The organism is Methylophaga sp. UBA2012 (genome assembly GCF_002335235.1).
Classification (GTDB): domain Bacteria; phylum Pseudomonadota; class Gammaproteobacteria; order Nitrosococcales; family Methylophagaceae; genus Methylophaga; species Methylophaga thalassica.
Window position 1 is genome coordinate 1 of the sequence record NZ_DDCG01000016.1, and the last position, 17,480, is coordinate 17,480.

The 17,480-nt window shown below is 45.7% G+C and carries 15 protein-coding genes and 1 pseudogene; 12 read left to right on the forward strand and 4 right to left on the reverse strand.

The features are described from left to right. Positions 1 to 380: pseudogene (locus B2248_RS12150) on the reverse strand (hypothetical protein); the annotation flags it as partial. A gap of 180 nt (positions 381 to 560) precedes the next feature. Between B2248_RS12150 and mgtE the strand changes: the two are divergent. From mgtE to B2248_RS12165, 3 genes are all read left to right on the forward strand, one after another. Next, a complete protein-coding gene (mgtE, locus tag B2248_RS12155) occupies positions 561 to 1,991 on the forward strand; it encodes a magnesium transporter (RefSeq protein ID WP_273179043.1) in 1,431 nt (476 codons plus the stop codon). A gap of 131 nt (positions 1,992 to 2,122) precedes the next feature. Beyond that, a complete protein-coding gene (pqqA, locus tag B2248_RS12160) occupies positions 2,123 to 2,194 on the forward strand; it encodes a pyrroloquinoline quinone precursor peptide PqqA (protein ID WP_081443609.1) in 72 nt (23 codons plus the stop codon). 153 nt (positions 2,195 to 2,347) lie between these two features. Beyond that, positions 2,348 to 3,211 carry an MOSC domain-containing protein gene (locus tag B2248_RS12165; protein ID WP_273179041.1) on the forward strand — a complete coding sequence of 288 codons (864 nt, stop codon included), beginning with the start codon at positions 2,348 to 2,350 and terminating at the stop codon, positions 3,209 to 3,211. A gap of 16 nt (positions 3,212 to 3,227) precedes the next feature. Here the strand turns inward: B2248_RS12165 and B2248_RS12170 are convergent, their stop codons facing one another. From B2248_RS12170 to B2248_RS12180, 3 genes are read right to left on the reverse strand one after another with little or no spacing between them, the layout of a single operon-like run. Next, positions 3,228 to 4,004, reverse strand: a complete 777-nt coding sequence (locus B2248_RS12170; RefSeq protein WP_007144331.1) for a ferredoxin--NADP reductase — start codon at positions 4,002 to 4,004, stop codon at positions 3,228 to 3,230. Positions 4,005 to 4,016: 12 nt separating this feature from the next. Then, the gene (locus B2248_RS12175) at positions 4,017 to 4,949 is read right to left on the reverse strand and encodes an electron transfer flavoprotein subunit alpha/FixB family protein (protein WP_273179039.1); all 933 of its coding nucleotides are present in this window, start codon (positions 4,947 to 4,949) and stop codon (positions 4,017 to 4,019) included. After that, complete coding sequence (locus B2248_RS12180; RefSeq protein ID WP_273179037.1) at positions 4,946 to 5,698, reverse strand: electron transfer flavoprotein subunit beta/FixA family protein; 753 nt, start codon at positions 5,696 to 5,698, stop codon at positions 4,946 to 4,948. Before B2248_RS12180 ends, B2248_RS12175 begins: the two co-directional genes overlap by 4 nt. Positions 5,699 to 5,801: 103 nt before the next feature. Here B2248_RS12180 and B2248_RS12185 point away from each other — a divergent pair, with 103 nt between their 5' ends. The 9 genes from B2248_RS12185 to B2248_RS12225 all read left to right on the forward strand — a co-directional run bounded on the left by B2248_RS12185 (position 5,802) and on the right by B2248_RS12225 (position 17,472). Then, positions 5,802 to 6,734: a LysR family transcriptional regulator gene (locus B2248_RS12185; RefSeq protein WP_273179036.1), complete on the forward strand. Its 933-nt coding sequence runs from the start codon at positions 5,802 to 5,804 to the stop codon at positions 6,732 to 6,734. A gap of 3 nt (positions 6,735 to 6,737) precedes the next feature. Further along, positions 6,738 to 8,393, forward strand: coding sequence for an electron transfer flavoprotein-ubiquinone oxidoreductase (locus B2248_RS12190; RefSeq protein WP_273179034.1), 1,656 nt, complete (start codon positions 6,738 to 6,740; stop codon positions 8,391 to 8,393). 41 nt (positions 8,394 to 8,434) lie between these two features. Next, a complete protein-coding gene (locus B2248_RS12195; protein WP_007144336.1) occupies positions 8,435 to 8,950 on the forward strand; it encodes an ankyrin repeat domain-containing protein in 516 nt (171 codons plus the stop codon). Between the two features lie 89 nt (positions 8,951 to 9,039). Beyond that, a complete protein-coding gene (locus B2248_RS12200; protein ID WP_273179032.1) occupies positions 9,040 to 11,988 on the forward strand; it encodes a DUF748 domain-containing protein in 2,949 nt (982 codons plus the stop codon). Positions 11,989 to 12,140: 152 nt separating this feature from the next. Continuing rightward, positions 12,141 to 12,653, forward strand: a complete 513-nt coding sequence (locus tag B2248_RS12205) for a DUF1456 family protein (RefSeq protein ID WP_007144338.1) — start codon at positions 12,141 to 12,143, stop codon at positions 12,651 to 12,653. Between the two features lie 3 nt (positions 12,654 to 12,656). Next, entirely contained in the window at positions 12,657 to 13,856 is a 1,200-nt protein-coding gene (locus tag B2248_RS12210) for an NAD(P)/FAD-dependent oxidoreductase (protein WP_273179030.1), read from the forward strand. A gap of 44 nt (positions 13,857 to 13,900) precedes the next feature. Further along, positions 13,901 to 15,211, forward strand: coding sequence for a paraquat-inducible protein A (locus B2248_RS12215; RefSeq protein ID WP_273179028.1), 1,311 nt, complete (start codon positions 13,901 to 13,903; stop codon positions 15,209 to 15,211). After that, the gene (gene pqiB, locus B2248_RS12220) at positions 15,208 to 16,878 is read left to right on the forward strand and encodes an intermembrane transport protein PqiB (protein WP_273179026.1); all 1,671 of its coding nucleotides are present in this window, start codon (positions 15,208 to 15,210) and stop codon (positions 16,876 to 16,878) included. Before B2248_RS12215 ends, pqiB begins: the two co-directional genes overlap by 4 nt. A gap of 15 nt (positions 16,879 to 16,893) precedes the next feature. Then, positions 16,894 to 17,472: a PqiC family protein gene (locus tag B2248_RS12225; protein ID WP_273179024.1), complete on the forward strand. Its 579-nt coding sequence runs from the start codon at positions 16,894 to 16,896 to the stop codon at positions 17,470 to 17,472. Positions 17,473 to 17,480 lie beyond the last annotated feature (8 nt).

The window sequence follows — 17,480 nt, forward strand, 5'->3', positions numbered from 1 at the left end:
AGGCCAATGCCACGGCCTTCCTGACGCAGATACAATAAATAACCACCTTCTTTATTAAACAAACTCAATGCTTCTTGCAATTGCGGTCCGCAATCGCAACGAGCAGAACCCAATGCATCACCCGTGACACATTCAGAATGTAATCTAACTAATGGGTGCTGTGGATCCGGGCTGCCGAGTTTTAACGCAAAATGTTCTTTACCGTCCGCTAAGCCCGAAAAACTATACATCTCTGCCATAGCTTCACTGCCATCAGCCAGAATGATCGGCAACTGAACTGTTGTCCGAATCGCAACGGCTGACGTGTCTCTGGAAGATTGAAAACAGTGTTTAATTCGTCTGAGCAATGCAGTGAATAGGTTAGGGCGGTTTGTGTTCACAATGTAAGGCAACGTTAAATAAAGCAATCGGCAATTTTACTGCATCTGACTCTTTTTAAGAATAATTTATTGAAATAACGGAAGGTTTTCCCGCCCTGCCATAGCCAGGACGATCACCAGATTGAAATATCTCTGTCGCATACTAAGGGATCGGCAATTAAAGATGATGAGGCGTTTTGCGTGCAACAAATCAAGCAAACAGAGCATATATTCCACTTAATTTATGACTTGCTGAATCGTCAGGAATTAGTAGAAACCCTGACAATGCGACAAGAGAATAAAGGTAAACAGGCTCTGGTCGAATTACTCACCGTAAAGCAATATCAAGGTGAAATTCAGCAATTGTTAAATCGCTTACATCCTTACGATATTGCGAACTTGCTTGAGCAATTACCGCCTGTGCAACGTTCTTTTATATGGCAACTACTGGATAGCGAGCATATGGGGGCCGTATTGCTCGAGTTATCCGACAGTTTACGGCAAACATTATTAGCAGAATTAAACCCGACGGATTTAATTCGGGCAGCATCTCATCTCGATACCGATGAAATTGCCGATTTAATGCAAGAATTACCGCATGACGTCGGCCATAGCGTTTTATCTTCATTACCAGAACAGCAGCGTGAAAATGTCCAGTCCACCTTACTCTTTCCTGAAGAGAGTGTCGGTGCCTGGATGGAATATGACTTTACCGTGGTATTTGATCACCAGACCCTAGATCAAGTGTTACGTGAATTACGTCAAAAAGGAAAGTTACCCGATGAATCCGGTTTTATTCTGGTGATTAACTCGGCAGGTTTATTTCAGGGATTGTTGCTTGTCTCGGATTTATTAATCAAATCTGGTGAGTTGCGGGTGGCAGACAGTATGTTGAAACAAGTCCATATTTTTCATACCACCGACTCTGCCGATGAAGCAGCACGTGATTTTGAGCGTTATGAACTATTGGTTGCTCCGGTGATTAATGCCCATCAGAAACTGGTTGGCGTATTGCGTGTCAGCTCCTTGATGGATTTACTGGAAGAACAGTCCCAGCGTCAGTTTCTGGCTCAGGCTGGTTTATCGAAAGAAGAAAACCTGTTTGACCCGATGATGAAGTCAGCAAAAAACCGTTGGCCCTGGATTGCGCTTAATTTGGTGATTGTATTGATTGCTTCGCGTGTGATTGATCAGTTCCAGACCACCATCAGCAGTATGGTGGCGCTAGCTGCATTATTACCGATCACGGCGAATATTGGCGGTAATACGGGTAATCAGGTGGTGGCGTTAGTGATTCGTGGTCTGGCATTAAAACAGCTTGATGCTAATAATCTGCGGCGTCTCTATATAAAAGAGTTTTCCGTGGCTGCTGTTAACGGTTTGATATGGGGAAGTCTGACCGGATTGTTAACCTTAATTTTGTATCATAACCTGGGCTTGGCCTTTGTGATGATGCTAGCGATGTCATGCACGATGGTGTTAGCGGCATTAATTGGGGTCAGTATTCCATTGATTTTAAAGAAGCTGAAACAGGATCCGGTGCTGGGCAGCAGCATTATTACCACCGGAATGACCGACACCTTAGGGTTTCTGATATTTCTAAGCTTGGCTTCTTTGCTTTTACCGACTTGAATGAAAGGTAGATATTTTATCTGCACTCAGGAAAATCCTGAGTGATCAAAAGAAAAATACGCTATTGCGATTTGCTATGGGCTCGTAATATAGGAACCGTACTAACAAACACACAAAGCGAGGTGATTATCATGTGGACTAAACCAGAATATTCAGACATGCGTTTCGGTTTCGAAGTAACTATGTACATCTGCAACAGATAATAGTTTCTCAAATCGAGAGCAAAAAAGCCCCACTAGTTGGGGCTTTTTTTATGCCTGCAGAAAAATTATCTACGTAAATTTCCTGATATACATGAATTCAGATAGACCCTAAGCTGAGCATCAGTTTCTGCATGATGAAGACAGGGTGGTTTTATGCTCAAGGTTGGCACAGTCAAACAAATCTGGCGGTATCCGGTCAAAGGGATGGCGGGAGAACAGCTTGAACAAGGTTATTTAGGCGAAAATGGTTTAACCGGTGATCGTATCTGGGCATTGCAGGATACACAGCGACAGGAAATTCAAAGTTGTAAGTTTCGGCCTCAATTATTGCGTTGCCGTGCGAAGTGCCGGCGTGGTGATGCGACCGGACCCGACGATCAGGTCGATATTACTTTTCCTGACGGCGCAGTGATTGGCAGTGATGAGCCGCAGGTGAATCAGTTGCTGACCCTGTTGACGGGCTTCGATTCCACTTTGCAGCCTCTCAAACCCATTGAAGAACAGGACTTCTACAAACGTTATAAACAAGACGATCACACCTGGCTGGAAGAATTAAAAGCCACGTTTGATCGGGAACCGGGAGAAGCCTTGCCGGATTTGGATAACTTGCCTGAGCAAGCTCAGGAATATGTGTCCTTGCCCGGCACATTTTTCTTAGTCACGCCTTTTCATCTGCTCACCACGGCCACACTCGATTATATGAAACAGCTTAAACCCGAGTCTGATTGGGCTGTGGAACGCTTCCGTCCCAATATTGTTATTGAAACCTTACCGGGAATGGAAGGCTTGGTTGAACAAGCTTGGTTAGATAAAACGATTCAGATTGGTCAGACTTATGTGCAATGTTGTGGCACAACACCACGTTGTGGAGCGATCACCCGACAACAACGCCATATTCCCACAGATACTGGCATGCTTCGGACGATTGTGAAGCAGGCTGATCAGAATCTGGGCGTTTATGGCGTGATTGCTGAAGCCGGTGTAATTCAGATTGGTGATGAGGTTTTCGTTAAATGATACGCTTTACAGCCCATTATTTTTCAACAAAAGCACGCTCAATTACATAGTCGCCAGGCACACCGATACGAGGGGAAACCACAAATCCTCTTTCGTCTAATAATGCTGCTGTGTCATTTAACATTTGTGGGCTACCACAGATCATGGCTCTGTCGTGGGCAGGATCAAGCGGCGGTAAGCCAATATCTTCAAACAGTTTGCCACTGGTAATCAGATCCGTCAGTCGCCCCTCATTTCGGAAGGGTTCACGTGTCACGGTGGGATAATAGATCAACTTCTCTCTGACCAGCTCACCAAAGAATTCATTCTCAGGTAATTCTTTTTCAATAAAGTCGGCATAGGCCAGCTCGCTAAGATAACGCACCCCATGTACCAGAATAATTTTTTCAAAGCGGTCATAGGCTTCAATATCCTGAATCACGCTGAGAAAAGGTGCGAGTCCGGTGCCGGTTGAAAACAAATACAGGTTTTTACCCGGTTTGAGATCATGAACCACCAAGGTGCCTGTCGGTTTTTTACTGACCAGAACTTCATCACCTACTTTTAAATGTTGCAGGCGTGAGGTGAGTGGGCCGTTGGGGACTTTGATGCTGAAAAATTCCAGATTTTCATCATAATTCGGGCTGGCAATACTGTAAGCACGGACTAATGGCTTATTGTCGACCTCAAGGCCAATCATCACAAATTGACCATTTTCAAAACGCAGGCCCGGATCACGAGTCGTTTTGAAGCTAAACAGATTGTCATCCCAGTGATGTACGCTTAATACGCGTTCGCTTGCAAATGTACTCATCGTTATCTCTTTTTATGAAAGGGCATTGGTTAAAGTCGGCACGGCATCAAACAGGTCAGCGACCAAACCGTAGTCAGCCACTTGGAAAATCGGTGCATCAGGATCCTGGTTGATGGCAACCACAATCCGGCTGTCTTTCATACCGGCCGTGTGTTGCACCGCACCAGATACGCCGACAGCAAAATACAGTTCAGGCGCTACAGTCACACCTGTTTGACCGACCTGAATTTCATTCGGTGCATAACCTGCATCCACCGCTGCTCTGGTCGCGCCCAGTGCCGCACCGAGTTTTTCAGCTAATGGATTAAGTAAGGCATCAAATTTTTCTGCACTACCTAATGAGCGTCCGCCTGATACCACCACTTTGGCAGAGTTCAGAGCAGGTCTGTCTGACTCAATACGTGACTCGCTGATCCAGTGTGTTTTAGTGAAAGGCGCTACTGCTGTGATAGTCGTTATTTCAGCCTGACCATTTAATTCAGCCGCCGCAAACTTGCTGCCACGCACTGTCAGAACTTGGCGTGTATCATGACTTTGTATAGTGGTGTGTACATTACCAGCGTAGATAGCACGCACGTAACGATTGTCAGATTGAATGTCCAATACATCGGATATCATCGCTACATCATTGAGTGCCGCTACTCGAGGTAAAACATTGCGACTAAATGAAGAATGGGCAGCAATAAGGACCTGATAATCAGTGATTATCGAGTTAATCTGATTGCTGACATCTTCTGCGATCGGATGGGCAAACTGCTGCGCATCGACATGTAATACTCGACTGACGCCATGAATCGTGGCGGCCTGTTCAGCAATCTTTTCAGATTGATGGCCTAAAACTAACAGGTGAATCGGCTGTCCCCAAGATTGAGCTGCAGTCACAGCATGACGAACGTCGTTATGTAGTTGCTGACCGTTATGTTCTGCTAAGACTAATGTGCTCATAGTTCAATTCCTTCTTTTGCGCGTAGTTGCTGCAATAAAGCATCAACACTATCGACTTTGATGCCAGGCTTACGTGCGGGTGGTTCTGCCACCTGTAATAAAGACAATCTGGCACTGAGATCCGATACCAGATCTGCTGCTACGAGTGTTTCAATGGGTTTTTTCCTCGCTTGCATCAGGTTCGGTAATTTGACGAAACGGGGATCATTCAAGCGTAAGTCAGCAGTGACCACCGCCGGCAATTGCAAGGCCAGGGTTTCCGTACCGCCATCTACTTCACGGGTGACGATGGCTTTATTAGCTTCAATGTCTAAAGCCGAGGCGAACGTGCCCTGAGGGTAATTCAATAATGCGGCAAGCATTTGCCCTGCCTGCCCGGCATCATCGTCAACGGCTTGTTTGCCCAGAATAATCAGGTCTGGCTGTTCCTGTTCTACGATGACTTTTAATAGTTTGGCGACTTCCAGCGATTGCACTTCAGCCTCATGTTCGACTAAGACGGCACGATCTACCCCCATTGCCAGTGCATGGCGAAGCACATCCTGATTGGCAGCTGATCCTATCGATACAGCAACAATCTCAGTGGCTTTTCCCTGTTCTTTCAGGCGAATAGCTTGTTCAATCGCATTTTCATCAAAGGGATTCGCACTCATTTTGACGCCGTCGATATCCACATTGGAACCATCGGCTTTGATGCCAACCTTGATGTTGTAATCCACTACACGTTTTATCGCGACTAAAATTTTCATCACATTTCCTCTTAAGGTTTGCTGAGCATTTTATAGTGGCGTACAATATTTGTTAAATTGATTATTTAGATATTATCTATCTAATAAATAGATATGTAAAAACATGAAATTCAGTCTAAGACAACTCGAAATTTTTGTTGCCGTCAGTCGAACAGGCAGTGTGTCGAAAGCCGCTCAAGCCGTGTTTCTCTCACAATCTGCAGCAAGTACCGCGCTGGCGGAATTTGAGAAACAATATAATGTGCAGCTGTTTGACCGGGTTGGGAAATCCTTACGAATTAACCAGGCGGGCCAGCAATTGCTACCGCATGCCGTGGAGTTATTAGACCGCGCACAAGAGATTCATAACCTGATGGAAGGTCATGCCGGTTATGGCCTGATGAAAATCGGCGCAACACTGACCATTGGCAATTATCTGGCGACGTTGCTGGTCGCCGAGTTTTTACATGAGCATGATGATAGTCGTATTGAGCTGCAGGTCCACAACACCAAAACTATCATTGAACAAATTGCGAATCATGAACTTGATCTTGGCCTGATCGAAGGTGGCTGTCATCATCCGGATATTGAGGTGGAAACCTGGATTGCTGATGAATTAGTGGTGTTTTGTGCTCCGGAGCATCCGTTGGCAAGTAAGAAAAAAGTGACTATGCAGCAGTTACTGGCCGAGCCGTGGATTTTACGGGAGAAAGGGTCGGGCACCCGTGAGACCTTTGATCGTGCTTTTCATAATTACCATTCTCAGCTCAATATCCGTCTGGAGCTGGAGCATACCGAAGCGGTCAAACGTACGGTTGAATCAGGTTTAGGCATCGGCTGTATTTCTCGTTTGGCATTAAAAGATGCTTTCCGCCGTGGCAGTTTAGTGCCGGTTAATACACCCGCCTTAGATTTGGGGCGGTACTTTTATTTTCTTTGGCATAAGCAGAAATATCAGACCACTGGCATGCGTGAGTTTTTGGCTTTGTGTAAATCGATTACCGCCGATGTCTCTCGTAGTGACGAGGTTAATTTAACGCGAATAATTAAGGAATAAATCATGCAACGCGATGTAATGAATTATGACTTATTGATAGTTGGAGCTGGGCCAGCAGGGCTGGCTGCGGCTATCCGGTTTAAACAATTAGCCAATGATGCAGGAAAAGATCTCAGCGTCTGCGTGTTGGAAAAAGCGGCGGAAGTCGGTGCACAAATTGTGTCTGGCGCGGTGATTGATCCCATCGCTTTGAACGAGCTGATACCGGACTGGAAAGAAAAGGGCGCACCATTAAAAACACCAGTAAGCGATGATAAGTTTCAGTTTATGACGGGCAATAAAGCCTGGACGATTCCTCACTGGCTGATGCCGCCATTGATGAAAAATAATGGTAACTATATCGGTAGTCTGGGCGAACTATGCAGTTGGTTAGCCGGGCAGGCTGAACAGCTCGGTGTGGAAATCTATGCCGGGTTTTCTGCACAAGAAGCCTTGTATGATGAGGAGGGCAATCTGATTGGCATCATCACTGGTGATATGGGTAGAGATGCCCAGGGCCAAGAAACAGCACAGTTTGTCGCCGGTATTGAAATTCAGGCACCTTTTACCTTCATTGCAGAGGGAGCCAGAGGATCGCTGGCCCGTCAGTTAGAGTCACATTTCAACTTACGTGATGAAAACCGACCTGCTAAATTCGGCTTAGGTATAAAAGAAATCTGGCGTATTCCAGAGCAGCAACATCAGTCAGGTTATGTGAGTCATAGTTTTGGTTGGCCATTATCTGACGATACCGGCGGTGGGGCATTTGTGTATCACTATGGTGAGCAATTAGTGTCTATCGGGATGGTGGTACATTTAGATTACAGCAACCCTTACCTGTCTCCTTTTGAGGAATTTCAACGGTTTAAAACTCACCCGGATATACGGTCGATGTTAAGCGGTGGTAAGCGCCTTAGTTATGGCGCCAGAGCGATTAGTGAAGGTGGTTTGCAATCTCTGCCCGATCTGATTTTTCCGGGCGGTGCATTTATTGGCTGCAGCGCGGGTATGGTGAATGTGCCCAAAATTAAAGGCAGCCATAATGCGATGAAATCTGGCATGTTAGCAGCAGAAGCCGCTTTTGATTATTTTGCTGCCGAAAGTGAAGGTGGTAAGCGTTTACTTATGGAATATCCTATTAAGTTAAATGACTCATGGGTTTGGAAAGAGCTGGGAAATGTACGCAACTTTAAACCATTACTGTCACGCTTTGGAAATTTGGTGGGAGGCGCATTGGCTGGTGTTGAGCTGTGGTTAAGCGCTTTACATATCAAGTTTCCATGGACCTTAAAACATCAGCAAGCGGACCACCATAGTCTTAAGCCAAAAAGCCAGGTGACAAAAATTGACTACCCCAAGCCGGATGGTGAGCTGACCTTTGATCGGCTGTCGTCTATCGACTTAAGCAATCTTGTTCATGATGATAATCAACCTTGCCACCTGCAGTTAAAAGACAAAACGGTGCCGATAACGATTAACCTCAATAACTATGATGCACCGGAGCAACGTTATTGCCCGGCCGGGGTGTATGAAATTATCGAGCAGGCAGGTGAACCCTCATTGCAGATTAATGCTCAGAACTGCATACACTGCAAAACCTGTGATATCAAAGATCCAACTCAGAATATTGTCTGGGTGCCACCAGAAGGTGGTAGCGGGCCAGTGTATAAAGGCATGTAAGGTAGGTACGACTGACACCAACAGAATAAGAGGATGATGTGATGGCGGAAAATGATGCAAACCCGGAAATGGATGAAAAAACCTATGAGTTAGCTCAGCTGGTGTTTCAGTTAGTGCGTGATGGCAAAGCGGACGAGTTAAAAAAATCACTGGAAATGGGCTTGCCGGTTAATATCCGTACTGGCAACGGCGATAGTTTGTTGATGTTAGCCAGTTACAACGGTCACTACGACATGACAAAACTATTATTGGCGCATGGTGCCGACCCAGAACTTGCCAATGATCGTCAGCAAACACCGTTAGCCGGCGTGGCCTTCAAGGGCTACAAAGACATTGCTGAGTTATTGATCGAGCATGGGGCTAATGTCAATGCGACCACACCGGATGGCAAAACCGCTCTGATGTTTGCTGCCATGTTTAACCAACTCGAAGTGGTGGAGTGTCTTCTGACGCATGGAGCTGATGCCAGTATGATGACGGATGAGGGTAAAACTGCCTTAATGTTGGCCGATGCCATGGGGGCTGCTGACACCCGGGAACGACTCAGAAATGCCTGATACGCTGTGCCTTGCAAGTAGAGATAAATTGGTGCAGCGAACTGAATTGTGTACTATTAATTTATCCCATCAAGTAAAGAATGATTCCGATGTCATCAGTTAAGACGTTTCTGTTTCGTCACCGCCGCCTGATTATTAGCCTGCTGAGTTTGAGTGTAATTTACACGCTGGCCGGTTTTTATCTGTTGCCCTGGCTGGCTGAAAAGCAGTTGAAAAGTACATTGGATCAACGCTTACAGCTGCAGGCTCAAGTGCAGGAGATACGTTTTAATCCCTATACTTTCGAATTAAGTGTGACGGGACTGGATATTAAAACCAAAGAAAATGAGCCGCTTGCAGCATGGGAGTCGGTTTATATCAATGTTGATCCGAACCAGTTAGTTAAACGCAATATTCTTATTCGTAACATTGATATTGATGGCGTTAACCTCTATTTCGAACGTGATTCAGATACAGAAAATACGCTGACAAAATTAGCCACTAAATGGCAGGAAACCGCTCCAGAGCAGGATGCTGAACCAGCTTCCACTGAGCAAGCGGTTTCAGAAGAAGGTGAGCCACTATTTAATGTCATTTTAGATACGCTGAGTTTTGAAGAGGGGCAGCTGCATTATGTCGATAATGTGCCAGCCGAAACGTTCAAAACTGAACTGTCACCCATTCATTTCCAATTAAAGAATTTTTCTACCAAAGCAGGTGAGACAGCAAACACCCACTTAGCTATTGCGCTTGAAGATAAAGCCAACTTAACCATAGCAGGTGATTTTTCCTTATCGCCACTGAGCCTATCGGGTCAGCTCAGCTTAAGTCAGTTTAACCTGCAGACACCGTATCGTTATTTTAAAGCGCAGTTACCTGTTGAGTTAAAGCAGGGGCTGGTGGATATTAAACTTGACTACGATTTGAACCTGGCTGGAGAACAGCCCAACGTCGATATTAACAACACCATTATTCAGCTTTCTAAGCTGGATGTATATCAGCCGGGCATCACAAAAGCCTTAATCACTGACGGTCAGTTAAACGTTGAGAACGGGCATTATCAATATCCGGAAAATCAATTAACCATGGATAATGTTGTGGTGAGCAATGCCAAACTGGCTGCTTTGCATAACAAACAGGGCGAGATTAACTGGTTGCAACTCATCGAAGCCTTACCCAAATCTGACACCGAACAGACAGCGTCGTCAGAAGAGACACCCGCATTGAAATTAGCGATTGCTGAAGTCGAACTGAAAGATGTTGCTCTGTTTATTGAAGACCAGCAGCCGGAGTTAGCCTCAAATATGACATTAAATCTGGCGGCTAGCCTGAAGAATCTGAGTTTGGCAGATAATCAGGAAATGCCCTTTACCAGCCGTATTAAAGTCGGTTCTGGTGGTGAGCTATCTGCTGATGGTGAGCTGCAGCTATTCCCTGTGCTGACGGTGACCGCAGACACGAAAGTCGACCAGCTATCATTGAAACCGTTGCAGCCTTATATCCATGAATATGCCTATGTCAGCTTGCAGGATGGGCAGGTATCCGCCAATGCTTCACTCAAAAGTAATACCGATGATGCTTTATTGGTCAAAGGTGACTTAGCCTTATCCTCATTGCAGATAGATAATCAAAACCTGAAAGAGAAGCTATTCAGTCTGGATAAATTATCCGTTAACACCATCGATTTTTCTCTGAAAAATAAAGACTTGGCAATTTCAGATATTGAAGTCAATAAGTTGTATAGCCGTATCTTTATTAATCAACAAGGCGTGACTAATTTGCGTATGTTGTTAAAAGAGCGGCCGGGTCAAACAACAGCGCCCGCAGCTGAAACTAACGCTAAGGATGAGTCTTACAAAGTGTCGATTGGACAGGTGAGCATTAAAGACGCCAGTTCACGCTTTACCGATGAAAGTCTGCCGATTGTATTTGATACCCAAATGCGTTCGCTGGATGGTGAAATCAGTGGTTTTTCAACTCAATCTGATCAAGCCGTCGAGTTGAATCTGGAAGGTCAGGTACAAGAGTTTGGCATGGTCGAAATCAAAGGCAGTTTGGCACCGTTTAATATTACGGAGAAAAGTAATGTGGCGATGTCATTCAGCAATCTCGACTTACCAGCGATGAGTCCGTACACCATCAAATTTGCCGGTAGAAAAATTGCTGATGGCCGTGCGGATGTGAAACTCAATTATGCCATCCAGGATGGATCATTAAATGCCACTAACAGTCTGGTGATTCGTGATATTCGTTTAGGTGAACGCGTGGAATCACCGAATGCAGTGGATTTACCCTTGGATCTGGCGGTGGCCTTATTAAAAAACAGTGATGGAGTGATTGATTTAAGTATTCCGGTGACTGGTGATGTGAACAATCCTCAGTTTGAGATGGGCCCGGCCATACGAAAAGCCATTTTTAATGCGATTCGTAATATTGTGACCTCGCCTTTCCGTTTCCTGGCTAACCTGGTTGGAGGCGATGAGCAGCCGGTGAATGATATTCGTTTTGCTGCCGGACGAGCGGAGCTGACACCCCCACAAAAAGAAGCCTTATTAAAACTCACAGAAGCCCTGGCACAACGCCCACAATTAACGCTGGAAATTCCTGCACCTTATGCAGAAAGTATTGATCGTCAGCAACTTCAGTTAAAAGCGGTGGAACAGGACATCGAAACAGGCTTAAAACAAACAGATGTTGAACAGCAATTATTAGAACGTCGGAAAACGGTCTTGGAGCGTTTGTATACAGAACAGGCTATAAGCCCAGACTTATCGGTGCTGAAACTGGAAGTGATGGCTAAAAATACGGCGGCTGACGACCAAGATCCATCTATTGATCTACTCGCCTATAACAGCAAACTCAAAACCGCTTTAGTCGCCAAAAAAACGGTTTCTGAAGCCGATCTGAAGCAGCTCGCACAAGCCAGACAAGATGCCGTGATGGCCTATATCAAACAGCAGGCAAAACTCAGTGATGCGCAGCTGCATGCTGATGCTATCAGCGCGATTAAGGCCAAAGACGAGGATGTCGTGATGCGCTTTGATTTGCGCTCGCAATAAATCAAACACGACAGAGACGAGAATTGTAGAGCGATTTACAGGCTTAAAAGCTGACTTAGAAGATGTCTATGCCACGTTCCATACGGCATCCTGTTAAAGTATGCACTGTTATTAATAGCCTGTTAGTTGGCTCCCGCCTTTAGGAAAAATGTGTGACGAATAATGACGTTTTAAGACGAATCCGTTACATCCTCGACGTTAATGACGCGACGATGATTTCGATTTTTGAACAAGCCGATATGACGGTGAGCCGTGATGATGTACGCCAGTGGTTGAAGAAAGACGATGATCCTGAATATCAATCACTGAATGACAAACAGATGGCCACCTTTCTGAACGGATTGATTAACCATTTGCGTGGTAAAAAAGAAGGCGAGCAACCGAAGCCGGAAAAGTCACTGAATAACAATATTATCCTCAGAAAGTTGAAGATAGCCTTTAACTTACAAAGTGACGAAATATTAGATGTATTGCAGCTGGAAGGTTTCAGCCTGAGCAAGCATGAGTTAAGTGCGTTTTTCAGAAAGCCGGATCATAAACATTTCCGTGCCTGTAAAGACCAGGTTTTACGTAACTTTCTACAAGGCCTGCAACTGAAATTTCACCCAAAGAAAAATGACCTTGAGGGCTTTAGCTGGCCGTCACTGGATGATAAAGAGAAGTAAGTTTTGACGAGTCCTCAATTCTTCGACTGCATTGTGATTGGTGCCGGTGCAGCAGGTCTGATGTGTGCCGCCACCGCCGGTCAACGTGGACGCCGGGTATTAGTGTTAGATCATGCGAATAAGGTGGGTAAGAAAATTTTAATGTCAGGCGGTGGTCGTTGTAATTTCACCAATCTGTACATGGAGCCGGATAATTATCTGTCGGCAAACCCCCATTTTTGTAAGTCAGCCTTAAGTCGTTACACCCAGTATGATTTTCTGGAGCTGGTCTCACGCTACCAGCTGGCCTATCACGATAAAGGCGCGGGCGAATTATTCTGTGATGATAAAGCCAGAGATATCCTGAATATTTTATTAGCAGAATGTGAAACGGGCGGTGTCACCATTCAAACTGATACCGCCATTACAGCCATCAGCAAACAAGACAATGAACAGTTTGTCATCGATACGCCACGAGGTGAGTACCAGTGTCATTCACTGGTGATTGCAACGGGTGGCTTGTCTATTCCTAAAATGGGGGCCACTGGCTTTGGTTATAAAATTGCCAGACAATTTGGCCTGAAAGTGAAAGAGACAGAACCGGCGTTAGTGCCATTTACGCTGAGTGATGCCTGGTTAAACGTTGCGCAGGAGTTAGCCGGGGTATCCATAGATATCAGTGTAACTTGTCGCCAGCAAACCTTTAATGAAGCCTTATTATTTACGCATCGAGGCTTAAGTGGGCCAGCCATTTTGCAGATATCCAACTACTGGTACAGTTCGGATGAGATCACGATAGACTTTTTACCAAGGCAATCAGTGGCAGAGTTAATTGAACAATGGAAAACGGCTGGAGAAAAAGCCACGCTGAAAACATTGCTGGGGCATTATTTACCGAAACGATTTGTGCTGACATGGTTAGGACTGATTGCTGCAGATTTAGGCGATAAACTGGTCAAGCAGTTATCAAATCAGGAAATAGACAAGCTGTCACAGTTTTTCCACCACTGGACAATCAAGCCTTCCGGAACAGAAGGTTATCGCACAGCGGAAGTCACCCGCGGTGGCGTCGATACGGACGGCATTTCGTCAAAAACCTTTGAAGCCAAAACCACAGAAAACTTATATTTTATAGGTGAAGTGCTGGATGTGACTGGCTGGTTGGGCGGATTTAATTTCCAATGGGCATGGTCAAGTGGCTGGTGTGCAGGGCAATATGTGTAAGCAGGTTCGATTAACGCAGAAAATAGACGCGATGTTATTACGCCATGAAACAAGCGGTATCTCTACAGAAGCTTGATAAGAACATTAACGGACAACGTCGGTTACGGGCGTGTCACGAATGTGATTGGGTGTCTGCTTTACCACGACTTCATGCCGGAGAAGTCGCACAGTGTCCACGTTGCCAACATATTCTGGTCAGACGCCATTACCGTCCGGCCCAACGCAGTCTGGCTTTAGCCATCAGTGCTGTCATCGCATTATTGATCGCGGTGAGCTTTCCCTTTGTCAGTTTTTCGATAAAAGGCATTGGCCATAGTATCGAAATTGAACAAACAGCATCGATGTTATTAAGTTTTGAGCAGCCGATTGTTGCCATTGTGGTGGCACTGACTATTATCATTCTGCCAGCACTGTACCTTTTTTCAGTGATCTGGTTACAACTGGTCTTGCTGTTTTCAGAACCAAAAATAAAACACCGACAAATTGCGCGGACCTTAAAACATCTGGATAGCTGGATGATGGCTGATGTGTTTATTATCGGTGCATTGGTGAGCTTGTTCAAAATTGCTGGTATGGCCGATATTCAGCTGGGTATCGCCTTTTGGGCCTACGCGGTATTTGCGTTTTTATTATTGATGACAACACGTTCTATCGATGCCGACTGGATGTGGTTTGCGATTGCTGGCGAACCGCGTGCGCCGGCGCAGACCAGAACCGGGCAAGGGGCCTCTGAACAAGGGCTGACGGGCTGTCCGACCTGTGGTTTGATTCATACGCTTAATGAAAATGGCGATAATCATTGCATCCGTTGTGGCGAGCCTCTTCATGCACGTGCACCTAAAAGTCTGCAACGAACGATGTCATTACTCATCACCGCAACTATTCTGTATATTCCAGCCAATGTCTATCCCATTATGACTACCACCACCTTCGGTCAGGAAAAAAACAGTACCATCATGGGGGGAGTGATTGATCTGATTCAACATGGATCCTGGCCGATTGCACTAGTGATTTTTATTGCCAGTATTTTGGTGCCGATAGGCAAATTACTCGTCTTGTCGTGGTTATGCCTGACCGTCAATAATGCTCATCAGCTAAGCCAAATGACGCGTTTGAAATTGTATCGGATTACCGAATTTATCGGTCGATGGTCTATGGTAGACGTGTTTGTGGTGTCGATTCTGGTGGCCTTGATTCATGCTGGTGACTTAATTTCTGTCACCCCCGGATCAGCCGCTCTGGCCTTCGCTAGTATGGTTGTACTAACCATGTTGGCAGCGATCACCTTTGATTCACGATTAATTTGGGATAACCCTCAATCTGAGTTACGACCTATGCGGGGCAAGAAAGTATGACGGAAGATATCTCTAATACTGACACAACAGACGAATTAGATACTGCTCGAGCCAGCAAAGCATCAAGCTGGTCACCGATTTGGATTCTTCCGATTGTCGCAGTATTAATCGGTGCCTGGTTGGTTGTGGATGATTATCTCAGCACCGGGCCACTGATTAATCTGACGATGAGTGATGCTGAGGGCATTGCTGCTGGCAAAACGCTGATTAAAACACGTAATGTGGAAATTGGGCATGTTGAATCAGTGAAGCTTTCGGATGATTTGCAATACGCTGTGGTCAAAGCCCGGATTGACCCCGATGCAGCATCAACCCTGGTTGAGGACACACGTTTCTGGGTGGTAAAACCGCGTATTGGACGTGAAGGTATCAGTGGTTTAAATACCGTGCTGTCCGGCGCGTATATTCAACTTGAACCTGGTAAGTCAAAGCAGGAAAAGCGTGACTTTGAGGTATTGGATCAACCACCGGTGTCACTGAGCGGCGATGGAATTCGTATCAGTCTCGACAGCCCTCTGGGAATTTCGTTGAATCCCGGTGACCCGGTCAGTTATCAGGGCCAGATTGTTGGTCGGGTTGAGAAAGCTGAGTTCTCGGCCAGTGATCAACATATGCACCATGAGTTATTTATCGAAGCACCCTATGATGTGTTGGTCACCAAAAGCACCCGCTTCTGGTCTTCTTCTGGTGTCAATATCAGCCTTGATTCGAAAGGCTTTAATATCAACCTGGCGTCACTTGAGACCTTATTAAGCAGTGGTGTCAGCTTTGGTGTTTTACAGGAAATGGAAAATGACAAAGCGGCGGAGTCAGGTGATGAGTTCACCTTATATCCGAATCAGACCGCAGCCCAACAAGCGAGCTATGATCACTACATCGAATATGTGTTGATGGTGAAGGATACTGTGCGTGGTTTGGCAGAAGGTGCGCCAGTAGAGTTCAGGGGGCTGCGCATTGGTACAGTACAAAGTGTGCCCTGGGAATATAACTCGAGAATGCGAAATGGTAAGGATGGTTTTGCTATTCCGGTGCTTATCAGACTCGAGCCTCAGCGGCTGGGTGATTTCCATGATGGTCTGCTTGAAGAGTGGAAAGAGCGTATTGATCGACTGATTAAACGTGGTCTGGTCGCTACTTTAAAACCGGGTAATTTACTTACCGGTTCGATGTTTGTGGATATCAATATCGACAAAACACCCGGCATGCCTGAGATTAAAACCGCCATGTTCAGAGAGCGACAGGTGATTCCGACCAAGTCATCACAGCTCGCACAGATGGAAATGAAAGTCTCTAATTTACTCGATAAGTTAAATGGTATCGATGTACAGCCTGTTTTAGATGGAGTGAATGCTAACTTGAAAACTTCTCAGGCGTTGCTGCAAGAAGTGCAAAAACTGGCAGTCAGTATTGATAACTTTGTGAATAATCCTCAGACACAAACCATTCCGGGTAATGTTAATCAGACGCTGACTGAACTTAGAGAAACGCTGAAAGGATTGTCACCCGACGCACCGGCGTATCAGAACTTATCGCAAAGTATTAAGAGTCTGGAAGGCTTGATTAATGACATACAGCCCTTGGTGCGGACGTTGAATGAGCAGCCCAATGCACTTATTTTTAATCGCACCGAGCAGATGGACCCACAACCACCTGCTGCTCAGCCATAAATTCAGGAGTCTGTTGTGAAACGATTTTTTATTGGGATGTTATTCATATTGCTGACCGCATGTGCCAGCCAGCCTGTGACGCAGACAAATTTCTATACTCTGCCTGTGACTCAGGCGTCAGAGCAGGTGGTGTCTGATAAAACGGTTTTTATTAAACCGGTTATTCTGGCTGACTTTCTCAGCAACAATGGAGTCGTTTTACAACTCGATGACATCACCATTCATTCTGCTCAGTATCATCAATGGGCTGAGCCGTTAACAGACCAGTTGAGCCGCGCTTTACGGGACAGACTCCAGGCGGCACAGTCAAATTATCGGATTGTGAACCTGCCGTCATTTGCCAAGCAAAGCACCTATCAGTTGCAGCTGGAATTTGACCAATTTCAAGGACGTTTCGATGGCAAAGCGGTGACCAGTGGTCAGTGGCAATTGATGAATACCGCTGGAGAAACACTCAAAACACAGCGATTCAGCCTGACTCAAGACCTGCCAGCAGAAGGTTATCCGGTGCTGATCCGAGCCTTAGCGACGAACCTGGACAAATTAGCGGCTGAGATAGCGAAACAATTACCATCTGAAGATAAGCAGCAATAATTGATGTC

Excerpts from the sequence above, each read along its gene's own strand:
- B2248_RS12180 (WP_273179037.1), bottom strand. The coding sequence starts at position 5,698 with ATGAAAATTTTAGTCGCGATAAAACGTGTAGTGGATTACAACATCAAG.
- B2248_RS12170 (WP_007144331.1), bottom strand. The coding sequence starts at position 4,004 with ATGAGTACATTTGCAAGCGAACGCGTATTAAGCGTACATCACTGGGAT.
- B2248_RS12175 (WP_273179039.1), bottom strand. The coding sequence starts at position 4,949 with ATGAGCACATTAGTCTTAGCAGAACATAACGGTCAGCAACTACATAAC.
- B2248_RS12195 (WP_007144336.1), top strand. The coding sequence starts at position 8,435 with ATGGCGGAAAATGATGCAAACCCGGAAATGGATGAAAAAACCTATGAG.
- B2248_RS12200 (WP_273179032.1), top strand. The coding sequence starts at position 9,040 with ATGTCATCAGTTAAGACGTTTCTGTTTCGTCACCGCCGCCTGATTATT.
- B2248_RS12215 (WP_273179028.1), top strand. The coding sequence starts at position 13,901 with ATGAAACAAGCGGTATCTCTACAGAAGCTTGATAAGAACATTAACGGA.
- B2248_RS12190 (WP_273179034.1), top strand. The coding sequence starts at position 6,738 with ATGCAACGCGATGTAATGAATTATGACTTATTGATAGTTGGAGCTGGG.
- B2248_RS12185 (WP_273179036.1), top strand. The coding sequence starts at position 5,802 with ATGAAATTCAGTCTAAGACAACTCGAAATTTTTGTTGCCGTCAGTCGA.
- B2248_RS12165 (WP_273179041.1), top strand. The coding sequence starts at position 2,348 with ATGCTCAAGGTTGGCACAGTCAAACAAATCTGGCGGTATCCGGTCAAA.
- pqiB (WP_273179026.1), top strand. The coding sequence starts at position 15,208 with ATGACGGAAGATATCTCTAATACTGACACAACAGACGAATTAGATACT.